Source organism: Herbaspirillum sp. (assembly GCF_017744395.1).
In the GTDB taxonomy this organism is placed as follows: Bacteria; Pseudomonadota; Gammaproteobacteria; order Burkholderiales; family Burkholderiaceae_D; genus Herbaspirillum.
Window position 1 is genome coordinate 202,419 of record NZ_JAGIBI010000001.1, and the last position, 17,335, is coordinate 219,753.

16 protein-coding genes are annotated in these 17,335 nt (G+C 62.0%); 12 read left to right on the forward strand and 4 right to left on the reverse strand.

Translation table 11 applies throughout. The features are described from left to right. The first annotated feature begins 55 nt into the window (after positions 1–55). Entirely contained in the window at positions 56–928 is an 873-nt protein-coding gene (locus tag J7548_RS00905) for an EamA family transporter (protein WP_290969098.1), read from the forward strand. A gap of 79 nt (positions 929–1,007) precedes the next feature. Here the strand turns inward: J7548_RS00905 and J7548_RS00910 are convergent, their stop codons facing one another. Then, entirely contained in the window at positions 1,008–2,684 is a 1,677-nt protein-coding gene (locus tag J7548_RS00910) for a peptide chain release factor 3 (protein ID WP_290969101.1), read from the reverse strand. 255 nt (positions 2,685–2,939) lie between these two features. Further along, positions 2,940–4,367, reverse strand: coding sequence for a DUF3300 domain-containing protein (locus J7548_RS00915; protein ID WP_290969104.1), 1,428 nt, complete (start codon positions 4,365–4,367; stop codon positions 2,940–2,942). A gap of 286 nt (positions 4,368–4,653) precedes the next feature. Here J7548_RS00915 and J7548_RS00920 point away from each other — a divergent pair, with 286 nt between their 5' ends. Together J7548_RS00920 and J7548_RS00925 are read left to right on the forward strand one after the other, a co-directional pair. Continuing rightward, positions 4,654–5,112, forward strand: coding sequence for a GNAT family N-acetyltransferase (locus tag J7548_RS00920; RefSeq protein ID WP_290969107.1), 459 nt, complete (start codon positions 4,654–4,656; stop codon positions 5,110–5,112). Between the two features lie 69 nt (positions 5,113–5,181). Next, on the forward strand, positions 5,182–5,580 hold the full coding sequence (locus J7548_RS00925; RefSeq protein WP_290969109.1) for a DUF3224 domain-containing protein: 399 nt from the start codon (positions 5,182–5,184) through the stop codon (positions 5,578–5,580). Between the two features lie 5 nt (positions 5,581–5,585). Here J7548_RS00925 and J7548_RS00930 read toward each other — a convergent pair whose 3' ends face one another. Further along, positions 5,586–6,500, reverse strand: coding sequence for a LysR family transcriptional regulator (locus J7548_RS00930; RefSeq protein ID WP_290969112.1), 915 nt, complete (start codon positions 6,498–6,500; stop codon positions 5,586–5,588). A gap of 132 nt (positions 6,501–6,632) precedes the next feature. Here J7548_RS00930 and J7548_RS00935 point away from each other — a divergent pair, with 132 nt between their 5' ends. The 8 genes from J7548_RS00935 to J7548_RS00970 all read left to right on the forward strand — a co-directional run bounded on the left by J7548_RS00935 (position 6,633) and on the right by J7548_RS00970 (position 15,060). Then, positions 6,633–7,580 (forward strand): ketopantoate reductase family protein, encoded by a 948-nt coding sequence (locus J7548_RS00935; RefSeq protein ID WP_290969114.1) that lies wholly within the window; start codon positions 6,633–6,635, stop codon positions 7,578–7,580. Beyond that, positions 7,577–7,957, forward strand: coding sequence for a VOC family protein (locus J7548_RS00940; RefSeq protein ID WP_290969117.1), 381 nt, complete (start codon positions 7,577–7,579; stop codon positions 7,955–7,957). Before J7548_RS00935 ends, J7548_RS00940 begins: the two co-directional genes overlap by 4 nt. Positions 7,958–7,996: 39 nt before the next feature. Next, positions 7,997–8,485 (forward strand): MaoC family dehydratase, encoded by a 489-nt coding sequence (locus J7548_RS00945; protein WP_290969120.1) that lies wholly within the window; start codon positions 7,997–7,999, stop codon positions 8,483–8,485. Then, positions 8,485–9,711 (forward strand): CoA transferase, encoded by a 1,227-nt coding sequence (locus tag J7548_RS00950; protein ID WP_290971529.1) that lies wholly within the window; start codon positions 8,485–8,487, stop codon positions 9,709–9,711. Before J7548_RS00945 ends, J7548_RS00950 begins: the two co-directional genes overlap by 1 nt. A 13-nt stretch (positions 9,712–9,724) precedes the next feature. Continuing rightward, positions 9,725–10,546, forward strand: a complete 822-nt coding sequence (gene aroE, locus J7548_RS00955; protein WP_290969123.1) for a shikimate dehydrogenase — start codon at positions 9,725–9,727, stop codon at positions 10,544–10,546. 36 nt (positions 10,547–10,582) lie between these two features. Further along, a complete protein-coding gene (gene aroQ, locus J7548_RS00960; RefSeq protein WP_290969126.1) occupies positions 10,583–11,038 on the forward strand; it encodes a type II 3-dehydroquinate dehydratase in 456 nt (151 codons plus the stop codon). Positions 11,039–11,614: 576 nt separating this feature from the next. After that, the gene (locus tag J7548_RS00965) at positions 11,615–14,530 is read left to right on the forward strand and encodes a YadA-like family protein (RefSeq protein ID WP_290969129.1); all 2,916 of its coding nucleotides are present in this window, start codon (positions 11,615–11,617) and stop codon (positions 14,528–14,530) included. Between the two features lie 11 nt (positions 14,531–14,541). Next, the gene (locus tag J7548_RS00970) at positions 14,542–15,060 is read left to right on the forward strand and encodes a DUF4019 domain-containing protein (RefSeq protein ID WP_290969132.1); all 519 of its coding nucleotides are present in this window, start codon (positions 14,542–14,544) and stop codon (positions 15,058–15,060) included. 209 nt (positions 15,061–15,269) lie between these two features. Here the strand turns inward: J7548_RS00970 and J7548_RS00975 are convergent, their stop codons facing one another. Further along, entirely contained in the window at positions 15,270–16,028 is a 759-nt protein-coding gene (locus J7548_RS00975) for an MCP four helix bundle domain-containing protein (RefSeq protein ID WP_290969135.1), read from the reverse strand. A gap of 271 nt (positions 16,029–16,299) precedes the next feature. On the opposite strand from J7548_RS00975, the gene J7548_RS00980 reads away from it, so the two are divergent. Next, positions 16,300–17,265 carry a site-specific integrase gene (locus tag J7548_RS00980; RefSeq protein WP_290969138.1) on the forward strand — a complete coding sequence of 322 codons (966 nt, stop codon included), beginning with the start codon at positions 16,300–16,302 and terminating at the stop codon, positions 17,263–17,265. Positions 17,266–17,335 lie beyond the last annotated feature (70 nt).

Sequence of the window (17,335 nt, forward strand, 5' to 3'; positions counted from 1 at the left end):
AGATAGTTGCTATGCACAATCATATTACCTTGAATTGAAGATAAATGGTGAAACCATGTCCACTACAACCTCATCGCACCATTGGCGCGATGTCATGCTCACCGCGGCGGCCCCGGCGATCTGGGGTTCGACCTACATCGTGACCACGGAACTCCTGCCGCCGGACCGGCCTTTCACGGCGGCTCTCATCCGGGCGCTGCCTGCAGGTTTGCTGCTGCTCCTGTTCACCCGCCGGATGCCCGCCCGGCGGGACTGGTGGCGTTTGCTGGTGCTGGGGGCATTGAACATCGGCATCTTCCAGGCCTTGTTGTTCGTGGCGGCTTATCGCCTGCCCGGCGGATTGGCGGCAGTGCTTGGCGCGATCCAGCCGTTGCTGGTGATGGTGCTGGCCTGGATTGCTGATGGCCGGTCGCCTGTGCCAGCCACGCTATGGTCGGCCCTGGCGGGCATGCTTGGCATGGCCGTGCTGCTGTTGTCGCCGCAGACGGTGTTCGAGCCCGTGGGGATTGCCGCCGCATTGCTGGGGGCGGCGTGCATGGCGGCCGGCGTGTGGCTGACGCGCCGCTGGCAACTCGATCTGCCCTTGTTGCCGCTGACCGGCTGGCAGCTCGTCATCGGCGGTTTGATGCTGGCGCCCGCAGCGTGGCTGGCCGATGCGCCGCTGCCGCCCTTGGGGCCTGTGGAGTGGGGCGCCTATGCCTACCTCAGCCTGGCTGGCGCCTTGCTTGCCTATGTGCTCTGGTTTCGCGGCGTGGCCCGCCTGCCGACCGTGGCTGTTTCATCCCTGGGACTGCTGAGCCCGCTTACCGCTGTGGTACTGGGGTGGGCATTGCTCTCGCAGTCGATCACAGGAACCGCGCTCTTGGGGCTGGTCACCGTGCTGGCCAGCGTCTTCGCCGTGCAATGGACAGCGGCGCGCAGCAAATGACGAGCCCTGGCGGATGAAGAAACGCCCGGCAGGCAAAGAACCTGGCCGGGCGTTTCGGTAAGGGCGCGGGGAAAACCGTTCAATCCAGCTTGGCCGCATGCTCCCGCGTCGCGTGGAACACCACATCCGGCCAGCGTTCCTGCGTCAGGCGCAGGTTCACGCCCGAACTGGCCAGGTAGGCCAGGTTGCCGGCGGCGTCGGTCGCCAGGTTGGCGCCGGCCGAGGAGCGTTCGAAGTCGGCCAGCTTCTTCTTGTCTTCGCAGGTGACCCAGCGCGCGCTGCTGATGCTGGTGCCTTCGAACACGGCATCCACGCCGTATTCGTTCAACAGGCGGCTCGCCACCACTTCGAACTGCAGCACGCCGACCGCGCCCAGGATCAGGTCGCTGCCGGTGACCGGCTTGAACACCTGCACCGCGCCTTCTTCGCCCAACTGCTGCAGGCCCTTGTGCAACTGCTTGATCTTCAGCGGATTGCGGATGCGCGCCACGCGGAAGAAGTCCGGCGCGAAGTAGGGGATGCCGGTGAACTGCAGCATCTCGCCTTCGGAGAAGCTGTCGCCGATCTGCATGTTGCCGTGGTTGGGCAGGCCGATGATGTCGCCGGCGTAGGCTTCTTCCACCTGTTCGCGGCTGGAGGCCATGAAGGTCACCACCGACGACACCTTGATGTCGCGGTTCAGGCGCAGGTGCTTGAGCTTCATGCCGCGTTCGAAGCGGCCCGAGCACACGCGCAGGAAGGCGATGCGGTCGCGGTGCGCCGGGTCCATGTTGGCCTGGATCTTGAACACGAAGCCGGAGAACGGCTCTTCGGTCGGCGCCACGCTGCGCACGGTGGCGTCGCGGCCGCCTGGGCCCGGGGCCCAGTCCAGCAGCGCGTCGAGGATCTCGCGCACGCCGAAGTTGTTGATGGCGGAGCCGAAGAACACAGGGGTCTGGATGCCGGCCAGGAAGTCTTCCAGGTTGAACGGATGCGAGGCGCCATGCACCAGCTCGACTTCCATTTTCAACTGTTCGATTTCCAGCGGGAACATCTCGGCCAGCTTCGGGTTGTCGATGCCCTTGATGATTTCCACGTTGCCGTTGGCGCGCTCTTCGCCAGCCTTGAACAGCATGATCTCGTCGCGCAGCAGGTGGTACACGCCGCGGAAGTTCTTGCCCATGCCGATCGGCCAAGTCACCGGTGCGCACTGGATCTTCAGCACCGATTCCAGTTCGTCGAGCAGTTCCAGCGAATCGCGGGTTTCGCGGTCCAGCTTGTTCATGAAGGTGATGATGGGGGTGTTGCGCATGCGGCAGACGTTGAGCAGCTTGATGGTCTGCTCTTCCACGCCCTTGGCCGCGTCGATCACCATCAGCGCCGAGTCCACCGCGGTCAGCACGCGGTAGGTGTCTTCCGAGAAATCCTGGTGGCCCGGGGTGTCGAGCAGGTTCACCACGTGGTCGCGGTATTCGAACTGCATCACCGAGCTGGCCACCGAGATGCCGCGCTGCTTTTCGATCTCCATCCAGTCCGAGGTCGCATGGCGGCCGCTCTTGCGCGCCTTGACGGTGCCCGCCAGCTGGATCGCGCCCGAGAACAGCAGCAGCTTTTCGGTCAGCGTGGTCTTGCCGGCGTCGGGGTGGGAGATGATGCCGAAGGTACGGCGGCGCTTGACTTCGCGCGCGATCAGTTCGGTCGATACCTTGCGGTTGCCGCCTTCGTTGTCTGCGGCGGCCGCATTGGCGCCGGTGATGTCGTTGCTTGGTTCTTGCATGTCGGATCTGTCGGTTCGGGTCGGAGCGCCGCGGGCCCAACAATGGCAGCCCGGCGGAGGAGCTGCCAATGAAAAAAGGGCTGGAAAATCCAACCCTTGACTGGCCTTGCGTGCGCCGCCGCGGATGGCCGGCGCAGCATGTTCGGAAAGCTCTGGAAAGAGCGTGATTATAACTGATCCGGAATGCCCGGACCTATCTTTGCCGGCAGGCAATACCGCTCGCCAAGGCGGTATTGCCTGATCCGGATGCCGGCATCAGCCCCGATCGTCGCGCCTGTCGTCACGCCGGCGTTCCTGCGGACGTTCTTCGCGCTGCTGTTGCGGCGGCCGGGCCTGTTGTTCCCGATGCATCTGTTCCGGCTGCGGGCGGGCCTGCTGGGCCTGGCGCTGCTGTTCGCGTACCTGCTGCTGCTCACGTACCTGCTGTTCACGTACCTGCTGTTCACGTACTTGTTGTTCTCGCGCCTGTTGTTCATGCATCTGCTGCTGGCGTTGCTGTTGCTGCGCCAGTTGTTCGCGCTGGCGTTGCTGGTTGTTGGCTTGCTGCTCACGCTGGCGCTGCTGCTCTTGCGCCAGATGTTCCCGTTGCTGCTGTTGCGCCTGGGCTTCCCGCACCTGGCTGGCTTGCTGCTCGCGTACCTGGCGCTGGCGGGCCTGGTCTTCCTGGACCACGCGCTGCTGCGGATTGGCTGCAGGCGGCATGGCCGGGCGCTCCGGATGCGGCTGCTGGGCTTGCAATTGCGCAGCGGGTTGCGCCTGCTGCGGGCGGGAGGGCGGGATATTGGGCTGCTGCGCATTGGCCCGCTGCTGGTAGCGCGCGCCGTCATAGCGGGCGTAGTCGTGGCGCCATACCACCGGCCGCTGGTTGACGGTCACGTTGCGGTTCACCGTGACATTGTTGGTGACGTTGTTGGTCACATTGGTGATGTTCGTCTGCGTCACCATCACTTGCCGCTGGCGCCAGTCCGGGCGGGCATCGCCAAAAGCGGCGCGGATCACGCCAACACCGATGCCGCTGCTGAAGCTGATGCCGACCGTCACGCTGGAATTGTACTGGGGCGGCCGATAACGCGGCGGCGGATCCCAATACACCGGCGGATTGGCCGGCCACCACCAACTGCCGTACACCACCACCGGATTGTAGTAAGGCACGTAGACCACCTGCGGATCGACCGGCTCGATCACGATCACGTCGTCGCTCACCAGTACGCGCTGCTGCGGGCTGCTGCGCAGCGAACCGGCGATCTGCGCGCGCTCGCGCAGGTTTTGCACGGTGTCCATCACCGCCGCCTGCTGCGACAGGAAGGCCTGGCCCAGTTGCTGCATCCAGTCGAGGCGATCGTTCATCATCGCCAGCACGGACGGGAACTGCACCAGCGATTTCACGCTGGGATCCCAGGGCATCGGCGCCACCGCGCGCGCCAGGCCGTCGCCGTGCAAGCCGGGACGGGCTTCGACGAAGCGCTGCGCCTGCACCACTTCCAGCGGATAGGTGGAAGCCATCAGTACCTGCGCCAGCAGCGAGTCGGGATACAAGGCCACCGGCGCCAGCATCTGGTCCAGTTGTGTCTGGGTGTAGCTGGCAGCCGGTGGCGGATAAGCGGATTGGGCCTGTGCGGCGGGCATGCCCGATACCAGCGAAAACACCAGGCAGGCGGCCCAGGCGAGAGTTTTCTTGTTCACTTGATCCTCCGGTTTGTTGTGCTGCACGCGCCACCGCCTAGTCTTTGGCATGCGCGGTGATCCTATAGTCGGCCAGGATGGCGCGGGCAGGTGTAACGGAATTGCAAGCGGTGTTTCAATGCCCTCAGGCATTGAAGATTGAAGAGCTTGTCGAGGGAGGGCGCATTTCCTTCAAGGCAAGTGCTGCGCCGCGGCGCCGTGCTGTGGCATGATGACGGCCACTGCCCCGGATCGGAAGCTGATCCGTTGCCATCGCAAAAAATTAGCGCAAAGGAATATCACGAATATGAGCGAACACCTCGTCTGGCGCCGCGACGAACTGGTCATCGATACCGATCCCGAGCGCCTGAACATCCCCCTGATACATGACGTGCTGACCCATTCGACCTGGGCTGCCGGCATCGACATCGACACCGTGCGCACCTCGATCGCCAACAGCCTGTGCTTCGGCATGTACCTCGGGAACCAGCAGATCGGCTTCGCCCGCGTGGTGACCGACCACGCCACTTTCGGCTACCTGTGCGACGTGTTCGTCATCGACGGCCAGCGGGGACACGGGCTGGGGCGCTGGCTGATCGAGTCGTGCAACCAGCATCCCACGCTGCTCAAGCTGCGGCGGGTGATGCTGACGACATCCACGGCGCCATGGCTGTACGCGCGCTGCGGCTTCGAGGCGATTGCCCGCGGGGACCTGGTGTGGCACATCACGCGGCCGGATATCTATGCCAAGGCGGGGAAGGCCTGACAGGGCAGTTGTGTAGCCGGCCGAATGTGATTGAAACAGCTGATTCATCGTTAAAGCAGAGAACAACCCATGACGAGCACGCAAGCCAATGGCGCTTTCGAAGTCAAGTTAAACCCCGAACCGCTCAGCGGCGTTGCCGAAGGCGCGGGCCTTGGCCGCATGTCCCTAGACAAGACATTCCACGGCGACCTCGTGGCCACCAGCCGCGGGGAAATGCTGGCTTTCCGCAGCAGCGAACCGGGCTCGGCCGGCTACGTGGCGATGGAAAAAGTCACCGGCACATTGCATGGCCGCGACGGCAGCTTTGTGCTGCAGCACAGCTCCACCATGACGCGAGGCGTGCCCGAGCAGTCCATCAGCGTCGTGCCGGATTCCGGTACGGGGGAGCTGGTCGGACTCTCAGGGAGGATGGTGATTACCATCGCGGAAGGTCAGCATTCCTATGCGTTTGACTACACGCTTGCCTGAGTTTCTTACCGTTCCCTCTTTCCCTTTTTCTTGCCCATGAACAGCTCCGCCAGCAACTGGCGCAGCCAGCGGTTTGCCGGGTCATGGTGATAGCGGGCGTGCCAGTGCTGTTTCACTTCGAAGCCCGGAACGCTGACCGGGCAGGTGAAGACCTTCAACTGATTCAGGGCCGCCAGCGTTTCACCGATGTGCCGCGGAAGGGTCGCGATCAGGTCGGTGTTCGAAATGATGGCGCCCAGGCCGAGGAATCCCGGCAGCTCCAACAGGACGGTGCGCTGGATCTGCTGCTGGTGCAGGGCGCTTTCCAGTAATTGGTAGCCCGTACCGGCGGAGATGACGATGTGGGACTCCCGCTGGTAATCGTCCACTTGCAATTGCCTGCCGATGCGGGGATGGGTAGCGCTAGCCAGGCAGACCCAGTCCTGCGAGTACAGGGTCTGCTGGTAAATGCCGGACTCCAGCCAGGGCGCATAGCCGACCGCCAGGTCGGCTTCACCGGTTTCCAGCGCTTCCGCCGTGACGCCATCCATACGCAAAGCTTTCAGCCCGACTCCCGGGGCACAGATGCGGACTTGCTCAAGCAGTCGCGGCAACAGTGTGATGTGGCTGGCATCGGTCATGCAGATGCGGAACTGCCTGGTTGCGGTGGCAGGGTCGAAAGCCGCTTCCCAGTTAGCCAGGCGGCGCAATGATTCCAGTATTTGCCGCGCCGGACCGATCAGGGCATCGGCGGCCGGTGTGGGTTGCATGCCCGAGGGGGTGCGCACGAACAGCTGGTCGTGAAAATGGTCGCGCAGGAGGCGCAGCCAGATGCTGACGGTCGGTTGCGCCAATCCCAGTTCGTCGGCGGAGCGGGTGACGCTGCGCGTGCGGTAAAGCAAGTCGAACAATTGCAGCAGTTTGGGATCCAGCAAGTCCATCGTTATCTCAATTATTGCAATACGCAATATATATATTTTTTCTATTGCATTGGCAATAGCCGTTCCACCTCTTAATGTTCACGCCACAAAGGCCGGGAGCCGCCCGGCCGAATGGATGGAAGAGGTGGCAGAGTGAAGATTTGCATTTTGGGAGCCGGGGCGCTGGGTTGCGCCATCGGTGCCGCGTTAACCGAAGGCGGTTCGGATGTCTGGCTGATCAATCGCGATGCCAGGCACGTCGAGGCCATGAACCGCCATGGCCTGCGGATAGAACGGGCCGGCCGCGATAGCTATTTGCCCGTCAAGGCGGCGCGTAGCGCCGATGAGGTCGGCGTTGTCGATCTGGTCGTCGTGCTGGTGAAATCGTTCAGCACGCGAGAGGCCATCGAAGGCGCGAAGAGCCTGGTGGGGGACAACACCGTGGTGTTGTCCCTGCAAAACGGGCTGGGGCACGAGGACATCCTGGCCGAGGTAGTGGGGCGCGAGCGGGTACTGGCCGGCAAGACCTATGTCGGCGGCGTGCTCCTGGGGCCGGGCCATATCGTTTCCGGCGTAGAAGGCAAGGAAACCCTGATCGGCGAACTGGATGGCAGCCTGAGCCATCGCGCGCAGGCCATTGCCGAAGTGTTCAACCGCGCCGGGCTAAGCACGACGGTCAGCGCCAACATCATGGGCACCATGTGGGACAAGCTGCTGATCAATGTCGCGACAGGCGCATTGAGCGGCATCACCCGGCTGGTCTATGGCGAGCTGTATGCCATTCCCCAAATCCGCGAAACCGCACTGGCGGCCGTCGCCGAAGCGATGGCCGTGGCCAGGGCTGCCGGCATTCGCCTGTCGTTCACCCATCCCGAACAAGCCTGGACGCTGGCCGCCGAAGGGCTGCCGGCCGCGTTCAAGACTTCCATGCTGCAAAGCCTGGAAAAGGGCTCCCCGACCGAAATCGATTTCATCAACGGCTCCGTCGTGCGCTGGGGGCAGCGTTTTAACGTCCCCACACCGGTCAATGCCGCCCTGGTGGCGTGCATCAAAGGGATCGAACGGGCCCAGATTCTCTCACGCAAGGAGCACACAGCATGACTGGCAAGGCATACGTGGAACACGTCGCCATCTGGGTTCGCGACATCCAGTGGCACATCCGCTTTTTCAAGGAAGTACTGGGCATGGACATGCGCGAGGTGCAGGGCAGCGTGGAGCAGCCCAAGCAATATTGGACCCTGGGTGGCATGCAATTCATGTCGTCGCCCGACTTCGGCGACAACGAGGGGCGCCTGGGGCATATCGGGATCATGTGCGAAGACATGGAGGCCGCTCTCGCCGCCGCGCAAGCGTTCGGCGTGACCGCCATGCCGCAGGGGGCCAACTGGATCCGGCTGCCGGATGGGCTGGCGCTGGAACTGATCCAGGCGGCTCCGGGCAGCGTCGCACAAGCGCTCGCCGTGCAACCGCGCCAATGAACGTGACGACCCGTCAGACATACCGAAAAGGAAGCAAACATGCCTGCAGAAATTCTTGAGCGCTACTGGGACGACGCCAAGGTAGGCGACGCCTGCCTCAGCCCCGAATATGCCGTGACCGAGGCGCGCGTCATGGCCTATGCCGATCTGACCGGGGACCATACGCCGGTCCATACCGATGAAGCCTATGCACGGACCACCCCTTTCGGTACGCGGGTGGCGCACGGCTTGTTCGGCCTCTCGATCGCCGACGGCCTGAAAACCATCAGCGACTACCGCTTCATTCCCGGCATGTCGCTGGGCTGGGAGTGGAGCTTTATCAAGCCGATCAAGCTGGGCGACACCCTCCGGGTGAAGTTTTCCGTCGGCAGCATGCGCCTGTCGAATTCGAAACCCGGCTGGGGAATCGTTACGCTGCCTTCCGAGCTGATCAACCAGCAGGGCGAAGTCGTCCAGAAAGGCGAGCACCGCCTGATGATTCCGCGCCGGCCGGGCTGGGATGCCAAGCAATCCGGGGAGGTCCAATGATGCAGCAGCTTCCCCTGGATGGCATCCGCGTCATCGATTACACCCACTTCCTGGCAGGGCCTTATCTCTCGCGCTGCCTGTCGGCGCTCGGCGCCGAAGTGATCAAGGTCGAGCGCCCGGTCAGCGGCGATGCCGGCCGCCAGCACGCTTATTTCATCAATGGCCAGAGCGGCTATTTCCTGCAGCAGAACATGGGCAAGAAAGGGCTGAGCATCAATCTGAAAGACCCGCGCGGCCTGGAGTTGATGCAGAAGCTGGCCGACAGCGCCGACGTATTCGTCGAGAACTATCGCCCCGGCACGCTGGACAAGCTTGGGCTGGGCTACAAGACGCTCGCCGGCCGCAATCCCGGCCTGGTGTATTGCTCGGTCTCCGCCTACGGCCATACCGGGCCGGATTCGCACCGTGCCGGCTTCGGCCTGATTGCCGAAGCCAAGAGCGGCATCATGCAGATGGTCGGCGTCCCGGAAGATGCGCCTCCCTTGTTGCGCATCGCGCTCGGCGACATGTACACCGGCATCCACGGCGTCGCCTCGGTATGCGCGGCGCTGCTGGGACGGGTGAAGTCGGGACGCGGGCAGCATATCGACCTGGCCCTGTACGACTGCCTGGTTTCGATGCACGAATACGCCATCCAGTGCTACACGCTCTCCGGCGGGCAGGAAGTGCCGATACAGACCGGCCATGACCTGCCGCAATCCACGCTCTACGGCGTGTTCCGCGCCAAGGACGGCGACCTGGTGATCGCCGCGCAAGTGGACGACGCCTGGAAACGGCTGGCGGACCTGCTCGGCAATCCCGATTTCGCCGCGGATACCCGCTTCCACAGCGCCGCCGGGCGCAACAAGCACCGGCTCGAAATCCTGCCGGTCGTGCGCGCATGGACCGCGCAACGCACGGTGGGCGAATGCCTGGCGGCGCTGGATGCCGTCGACGTACCTTGCGCCAAGGTGCAGCGCATCGACGAAGTGCTGAACGATCCGCAGATCATTGCGCGCGGCATGGTGATAGAACAGGAACACCCCCTGGTCGGCAAGGTGCGCTTGCCTAACCTGCCGTTCCATTTCTCCGAGTGCGATACCACCCAGAGCATGCCGGCCCCGCTGTTGGGGCAACACAATCGCGAGATCTCCGCCAGCCTCGGTTATTCGTCCGAGGACATCGACACCTTGTTTGCGGCCGGCGTGCTGTATGCGGAAGAAGCCGTCGCCAAACTGAACCTGTAAGAAGGAGCGCAGCATGACCGACCTTTACGCGGTGATCGGCAACCCCATCGGCCACACCAAGTCACCTTTCATTCATGGCCGCTTTGCCGGCCTGACCGGCCAGGATCTGAACTATTCCGCCATCGAAGGCCACGCGGAAAGCTTTGTCGAGACTGTGCAAGGCTTTTTCCGCGCAGGCGGAAAGGGAATGAATGTCACGGCGCCTTTCAAGCTGCAGGCTTTTGAAATGGCAGATGAGCGCAGCGAACGGGCCCGCCTGGCCGGCGCGGTGAACGCCCTCAAGTACGAGAATGGCCGGATCCATGCCGAGAATTTCGACGGCATCGGCCTGCTCAACGATATCCAGCGCAATATCGGCCTGCCTTTCCAAGGCAAGCGCGTACTGGTGCTGGGCGCCGGCGGCGCAGCCCGTGGAGCATTGCTGCCGTTTTTGCAGGCGGGCCCGGCCGAGCTGGTGGTCTGCAACCGTACCCACGCCAAAGCGCAAGGGCTGGCCGGCCAGTTTGCCGGCTTCGGTCCCATTCGCGCCGAAACGGCCGGGCAACTCGCAGGCCGGCACTTCGACATCGTGATCAACGCTACCTCCGCCAGCCTGCGTGGCGAGCTGCCGGAAGTCCCGTCTGCGGTATTCGAAAAGGCCGCGCTGGCCTATGAACTGGCCTATGGAAAAGGGCTGACCCCGTTCCTGAAACAAGCGCAGCAATCCGGCGCGCAACGGCTTGCCGATGGTGTCGGGATGCTGGTCGAGCAGGCCGCGGAGGCATTCGTCTGGTGGCGCGGAGTGCGACCGGAAACGGCTGGCCTGATCGGTGAAATGACGATTCCTTTGATCTGACAATCCTGAACAACCTGAAGACCAGCCAAGATCCTTATGAAAAAAATCCTGATTCTGAACGGCCCCAACCTGAATCTGCTGGGAACCCGCGAACCGGCCATCTATGGCCATGAAACCCTGGCCGACGTCGAACAGCTCTGCCGCAACGAGGGCGAGCGGCTTGGTTTCGAGGTCGATTGCCGGCAATCGAATTACGAGGGGCAGTTGATTGATTGGATACACGAGGCCGGTCGCCAATGCGCGACGGGGAAGATGATCGGCGTGGTATTCAACCCCGGCGCCTTGACCCATACCTCGGTCGCCTTGCACGACGCGATCCGGGGCGCCAACGTACCCGTGGTCGAGTACCACATCTCCAACGTCCACACGCGCGAGTCGTTCCGCCATCACTCGTGGATTTCGCCGGTGGCCAAGGCCGTCATGGCGGGCTTTGGCGTGCGCGGTTACGCGCTGGCGGTACAGGCTTTGGTCCAGGTGGCCGGGGCGGCATAGCTTTCGCTCCCGGCCTCCTCTTTGATAGGAGGCGATGGAATCGATTTGTTCTTTTGCGCGTACATCCCAATGTACAAGCTGCGAGGCGTGCCTGGGCAATCCATCGGTACTGCGCCGAATTCCGGCACGCCAGGTTTTCCGGGAAAATAATTCTGTTTTTGTATTCGTCGGATTTCTTTGTGAAGCCGAGATTTTTTTGGAATTCCAATCATTGTTATTGCAGGGCGTGAAAATTAAAAATTAATAAATAAAATGGCCCTGTCGTAATTTCGCTGTGCAAGATTTCCTCGTCGGGAGATTGCCATGCCAGCGATTTCCGGGAGGACATCACGCAATCTTCATTTCACACCATGGTCGGTGCTACCGGAACCGATATCTCCAAAAAAGCCAGATACGCATCGTGCAGCACGATTGACGTTTGGCGAAAACCCCAGGGAAGACACGCAAGCTGAATGTGGCGATGAGCCAGTGACAGCGAAATTCTGATCAAACAATACGAGGCGAGTTTAACGATATCGGAGGCGAAGCCAGGCCGATAGGGGAGAGCTCATGCCTGCGAATTGAGAAAGGCTAGCAATGAATCGCGTATTCCACACCATATGGAACCATGGCTCCGGTACTTGGACTGCGGTTTCCGAACTGGCATCGGCCCAAGGGAAACGTAATAGCGAGGGATGCGGCGATTCCCGCGAACCGGCCGGGATCATGCGCGCGGCGGTCTTGTCGGTGTCGCCGATTGCCTTGTCGATGGCGCTGTTCAATCCATCGTTGGCCTACGCGCAAGCTTCCAACACAGGGAATAACCAGGGTTTTGCGATAGGCAGCGCGACAAGCGATGGCCAATGCGTTGCGATCGGGGGATCGGGATCGTTCGGTGCGACCGCTGTTTGTTCCGGAGCGGATTCTCTGGCGGTGGGCAATGGCGCCCAGGGTACGGCCCAGGCGACCATCGCTTTGGGGGCATCAGCCAGGGCAAGCAACGCCTATGCGACTGCTATCGGAGACAATGCCAGTGCTTCCGGCGCAGTATCTTCCGCAATTGGATCTTTTTCAAACGCATCGGGGGATCGGTCTTTCGCAGGCGGGGCCAATGCCAGCGCATCCGGAGCCAGCGCCGTGGCGATCGGCAATGGAGCGGTCGCCAATGCGGCAGGCTCCAGCGGTACGCTCACCGATAACTGGCGGCCGGACAGCGGTCGCCGGGTAAGCAGTTTTGTCGCCGGCAATACCGCCGTCGGAGCCGGCGCCACCAGCAACAACAATGGCACGGCAGTGGGTAATTCCGCGCAGGCGACCGGCAGTACATCTTTCGCGGGAGGATCGGGAGCGGTGGCGAGCGGGCGCGTTGGGGTGGCCGTCGGCGGCGGGAGCCTTGCGTCCGGCGATTCGGCCGTATCGATCGGCAATACGTCTACGGCATCCGGCGCGCAAGGCATAGCACTTGGCGCCGGCGCACATGCATCAGGCATCAGAAGCGCTTCGTTAGGCGTGGGCGCCTTTGCCACGGGCAACCAGACGATAGCGATCGGCAATACGGCGACTGCGAGCGGCACCGGCGATACGGCCATCGGTAATGCCGCGCAGGCGACGGGCGGCAGTTCCTTTGCCGGCGGCAACGGCGCGATTGCCTCGGCGGCCAATGCGGTGGCGTTGGGCAACGCCGCGCAGGCGACGATGGCGGGAGCGCTGGCCCTGGGCAATACGGCGCTGGCCAACCAATCCAATGCCATTGCGTTTGGGGCGGCTGCGCAAGCCGTGCATGCCAATAGCGTGGCGCTGGGGGCGAACGCCCAGACTGCAGTCGGGGCCCAGACCAATTACACCGCGTTTGCACTGAGTACATTGCAAAACTCGGTGGGGGAAGTATCGGTCGGCTCGGCCGGCAATGAGCGGACCATTACCAATGTGGCGGCGGGTGTCAACGGCACCGATGCGGTCAATGTCAATCAATTGAGCGCGATAAACAATAAATTCACCGCGTTGCAGCAAGATGCTTTGCTGTGGGATCCGGCGGCAAACGGCGGCGCCGGGGCATTCAGCGCCAACCATCTTGGGACGGGGCCGAACAAGATCACCAATGTGGCCGCCGGCACGCTGAGCGCGGGCAGTACCGATGCGGTCAACGGTTCGCAATTGTTTGCGACGAACACCAATGTCACCAATCTTGGCAACCTGATCGGCAATCTTGTCGGGGACGGCAGCAATGGCGCGGGCGTCAAGTACGTACGCACCAACGATACCGGACTGGCGCCTGACGATGCGCATGCCTCGGCGCAAGGGGCGACGGCGGTCGGCTACAACGCCCAGGCCTCTGCCGAGAATGCCGTGGCGCTCGGCAATGCCGCGGCAGCTTCCGTACTGGGCGGTGTGGCGCTGGGCTCCGGCTCCATTTCCAATCGGACGATCGCCACCTCCAACGGCAGTATCCCTGTGGGCGCCACGGGGATTCCCTACAACACCGCCGACCAGCTCTTGTTGGGCGCCATCTCGGTCGGCGGTGGGGGAACGTATCGCCAGATCATCAACGTCGCCGACGGCACGCAAGACCATGATGCGGTCACGCTACGCCAGTTGAGAGGTTCGCTGCAGTCGTTTGCGACCTCCACCACCAAGTATTTCCATGCCAATTCGAGCGGGGCGGATTCGCTGGCGATCGGTACCGATTCGGTGGCGGTGGGCCCCAATACGGTGGTCAACGGCAATAACGGCATCGGCATCGGTAACGGCGCCGTGGTCGATATGGCTGCCACCGGCGGCATGGCGATCGGACAGAATGCGCAATCTTTGCAGGCCGATGCGATGGCGCTGGGCAACGGCGCTATCGCCGGCGGTGCGCAATCGATCGCCCAGGGGGCCAACGCCAATGCCAGCGGCGGCGCCAGCATTGCGCTCGGCTCCGGCGCCACGGCTTCCCATGCGGACAGCATCGCGCTGGGATCGGGATCGGCCACGACCGTCGGTGCGCAGGCGGGTTATATCGCCTACGCGCTGGCGGCGGCGCAGACCTCGGCCGGCGAAGTCAACATCGGCAATCGCAAGATCACCGGTGTGGCCGCCGGCAGCGCCGATACCGATGCGGTCAACGTCAGCCAGTTGAAGGCGTTGGCGGCCAGCATCCCGGGAGGAGGCAGCGGGGGCGAAGGAGGAGGCGGCGGCATGCCACCTGCCGGCGATCTCATCAACAACGCCGTCGGCCAGGCAAAGCAATATACCGACAGCCAGATCAACAACCTGCGTGGCGATCTGGACAAGTATCGCCACGATGCCAATGGCGGCACCGCATCAGCGCTGGCGGTGGCAGGTTTGCCGCAGCCAGGTGCGCCGGGAAAGAGCATGTTGTCGATTGCCGGCAGCACTTATGAAGGCCAGACCGGCCTGGCTTTGGGCTTGTCGACCTATACCGAAAACGGCCGCTGGATCGTTAAAGCCGCCGCGACGACGAACAGCCGCGGCAAAACCGGGGCGGCAGTCGGCGCCGGTTTCCAATGGTGAGGAAAAACAGAATGAACACGCATCCGATATATCGGAAGAACAGGAAGAGAAAAATGGCCGCATGCCCATCATTTAAAAAATTCTCCTGCCTCGTCGCATTTTCCATGGCTGCTATCGCCGCGTCGCATCAGGCCTTGGCGCAATCTACCGCATCGATCGATACGGCGGTTGCGGCGGCCACCCGCTGGGCAGCATTGGCCGACGACAATCAGTCCGACCGGATGTGGGGGCTGAGCGATCCTGTCATGCAAAAGGGTGTCAGCAAGGAAAATTGGGGTAAATACCTTGCATCCCTGCAAGGAGAACTGGGGCCTATCGGGACCCGGGAATGGATCCAGATCGTGCGGATCAGCAATCCGGCGAACCTGCCGCCAGGCGAGTACGTCAATGTGGTGTTTTCCTCCCGTTTCGCCAAAGCGCCGACAGTGGAAAAGATTTCGCTGGTGCAAACCTTGGATCGCTGGACGCCAGTCGGTTATGTCGTGACCAGGCTGGAAACATCCCCGGCGCCGGCCGCCGCCGCAAGATAAGTGCGGCGGCAACGCCTTGCCATCGCTAGCGCGACAAGGTTCGATGCGCTGCGAGTGCGGGAAACTGCTAAGGTTGTTTGAGGCTGCGCCCGAACGGGATCGAATTCGCAACCGATGGTTTGGAAAGCCGTTGTCCTCAAAAGAAAACGGGCTGTTGCAAGAGCCCGTTTTTGATCAGAACCTTGGATCGCCGAGTCCCAAACCTAAATTCATCGTATCTCCCTTGCCAGCGCAAGCAGCCGATCCACTTGCGCGATTTCATCTCCGACCTGTTGTTCGCCCTTCAGGCGATTGCGGGAAATGTCATTGGCCAGCCGGTGTATCTGGCTGAGGTAGGACCAGATCGTCCTGAATGTCAGGATGGCAATGAAAAGTGAAATGCCGATGCAAGCGATGGCGAAACCGGCAAAGACGACGAGCGAGGCGTCAATCGAAGAACTCAGTTCTTTTGAAATCCGTTGGCTTTGGCTTTCATTTGCCGCATAGAGTTTCTCGGAGCTTTCCTTGATGGATGTGCGCACCGGTTGGATGCGTTGATGGAGAAAAACCTTCGCTTCTTCGAAACGCCGATTCTCGATCAATAAAACCATTTGATCGACCAGTTTCATGTAGTCGGGCAGGAGGGCGGCGATGCGGTCTGCCGACTCGACCTCCGCCCGGCTGCTGACGCCGGAAGCGTAGTACACCCGCCAGGCGCGGGTCATGTTTCGCTGGAGTTCGCCGATCGGCGCGGTTGGCGTGGGATCGTTGTCGAGCAATGCCGAGAGCAGGTACTCGTTCAACATGGTGTCGTTGCGCCGGAAATCGGCAATCTGAGTGATCGGGATCAGGTTGGAATCGAGAACCTGATGGAGTCCGGCATCGCTCTCCTTGAGCTTCATATACCCCAGTCCGCCGATGATTGAGCCGACAAGAAAATTGATTACGATCAGCGCCAGCAGTTGCCACTTGATATCACGAATCATCATTCGACATTCCCCCAAAGTAATTTCAACCCGCCCCCGAACTTAACCAGTTGCAAGTGAATTCTAAGTGAGTTTGGGAGGAATCGATGTCGGAAAAGTACGAAAGAAACTGGCCTGCCCTAAGGGAATCGAACCCCTAACCTACGGCTTAGAAGGCCGTTGCTCGTTGGCTTGCATCCCTTACGGGACGCGGCGCTGTATCCGGTTGAGCGATTCTGAGCACATATTGAGCACACTTACTGATTAAGTGACGGCGACCGTATACGAGGTCGCAATGGCAACAATCAGTCAGTACCGGGGCAAGTGGAAAGCCCAAATTCGCATGAAGGGTTACCCAGCCCAAACCAAGACGTTCGATACCAAGAGCGAGGCCCAAGCATGGGGCCGTGAGGTCGAGTCCCAGATGGCCCGGCAGCAGTTCTCCGGTTCCACCTCTGGGCAGACCATGACAGTCCGAGAGATGCTGCAACGGTATCTCGATGAGGTATCCGTCACCAAGGCCCGCCCCAAGGACGATGTGTCCCGAGCCAAGCCCGTATTCGCCGCTCTAGGCGATTACCGGGTGCATACCCTTACATCCCTCAACCTATCCCAATACAAGGCCGCTAGGCTGCTCTCAGTCGGCCCACAGACCGTAATCCACGAGTTGAACCTCCTGCACCGTGCCTACGTGATCGCGGCGAGCGAAAGGGGCGTGGTATTGCCCAATGGCATTCCGAAGACCAGACGACCGCCTATGCCCAAGGGCCGGGACATGCGGGTGCCGCCAGAGGTCGTGGACAGGATCGTGGCCTCAACGGAGTCCCCAGAGCTAAAGGTAATCATCCGGTTCGCCGTGGAGACGGCCATGCGCCGGAGCGAGATCATGGGCATCCGGTGGGAACACGTCAATCTGGCCCGCCGGTCGGTGTACCTGCCAAAGACCAAGACCGACCAGCCACGGACGGTACCGCTGTCCACCGTGGCACTGGGGCTGCTGGAGGAGATGGGGCCGGAGAAGGAGGGCAAGGTGTTCTCGCTTGCCCCGGACTCCGTGACTCAAGGCTTCAAGCGGGCAGCAGTCCGCGCCCGGATGGGGGATATCAACTTCCATGACCTGCGGCATGAGGCCACGAGCAGGCTGTTCGAGAAAGGGCTGAACGTCATCGAGGTGGCCCGGATCACCGGACATAAGACGCTGGCGATGCTGGATCGCTACACGCACCTCGACGTTGCCAACCTCGTTCAGAAGCTGAATTAAGTGGAGGCGGGTGATGATCACTGATAGCATTTGTATTCACATGGCTCGCACGAGCATTGGTATCAGCCTA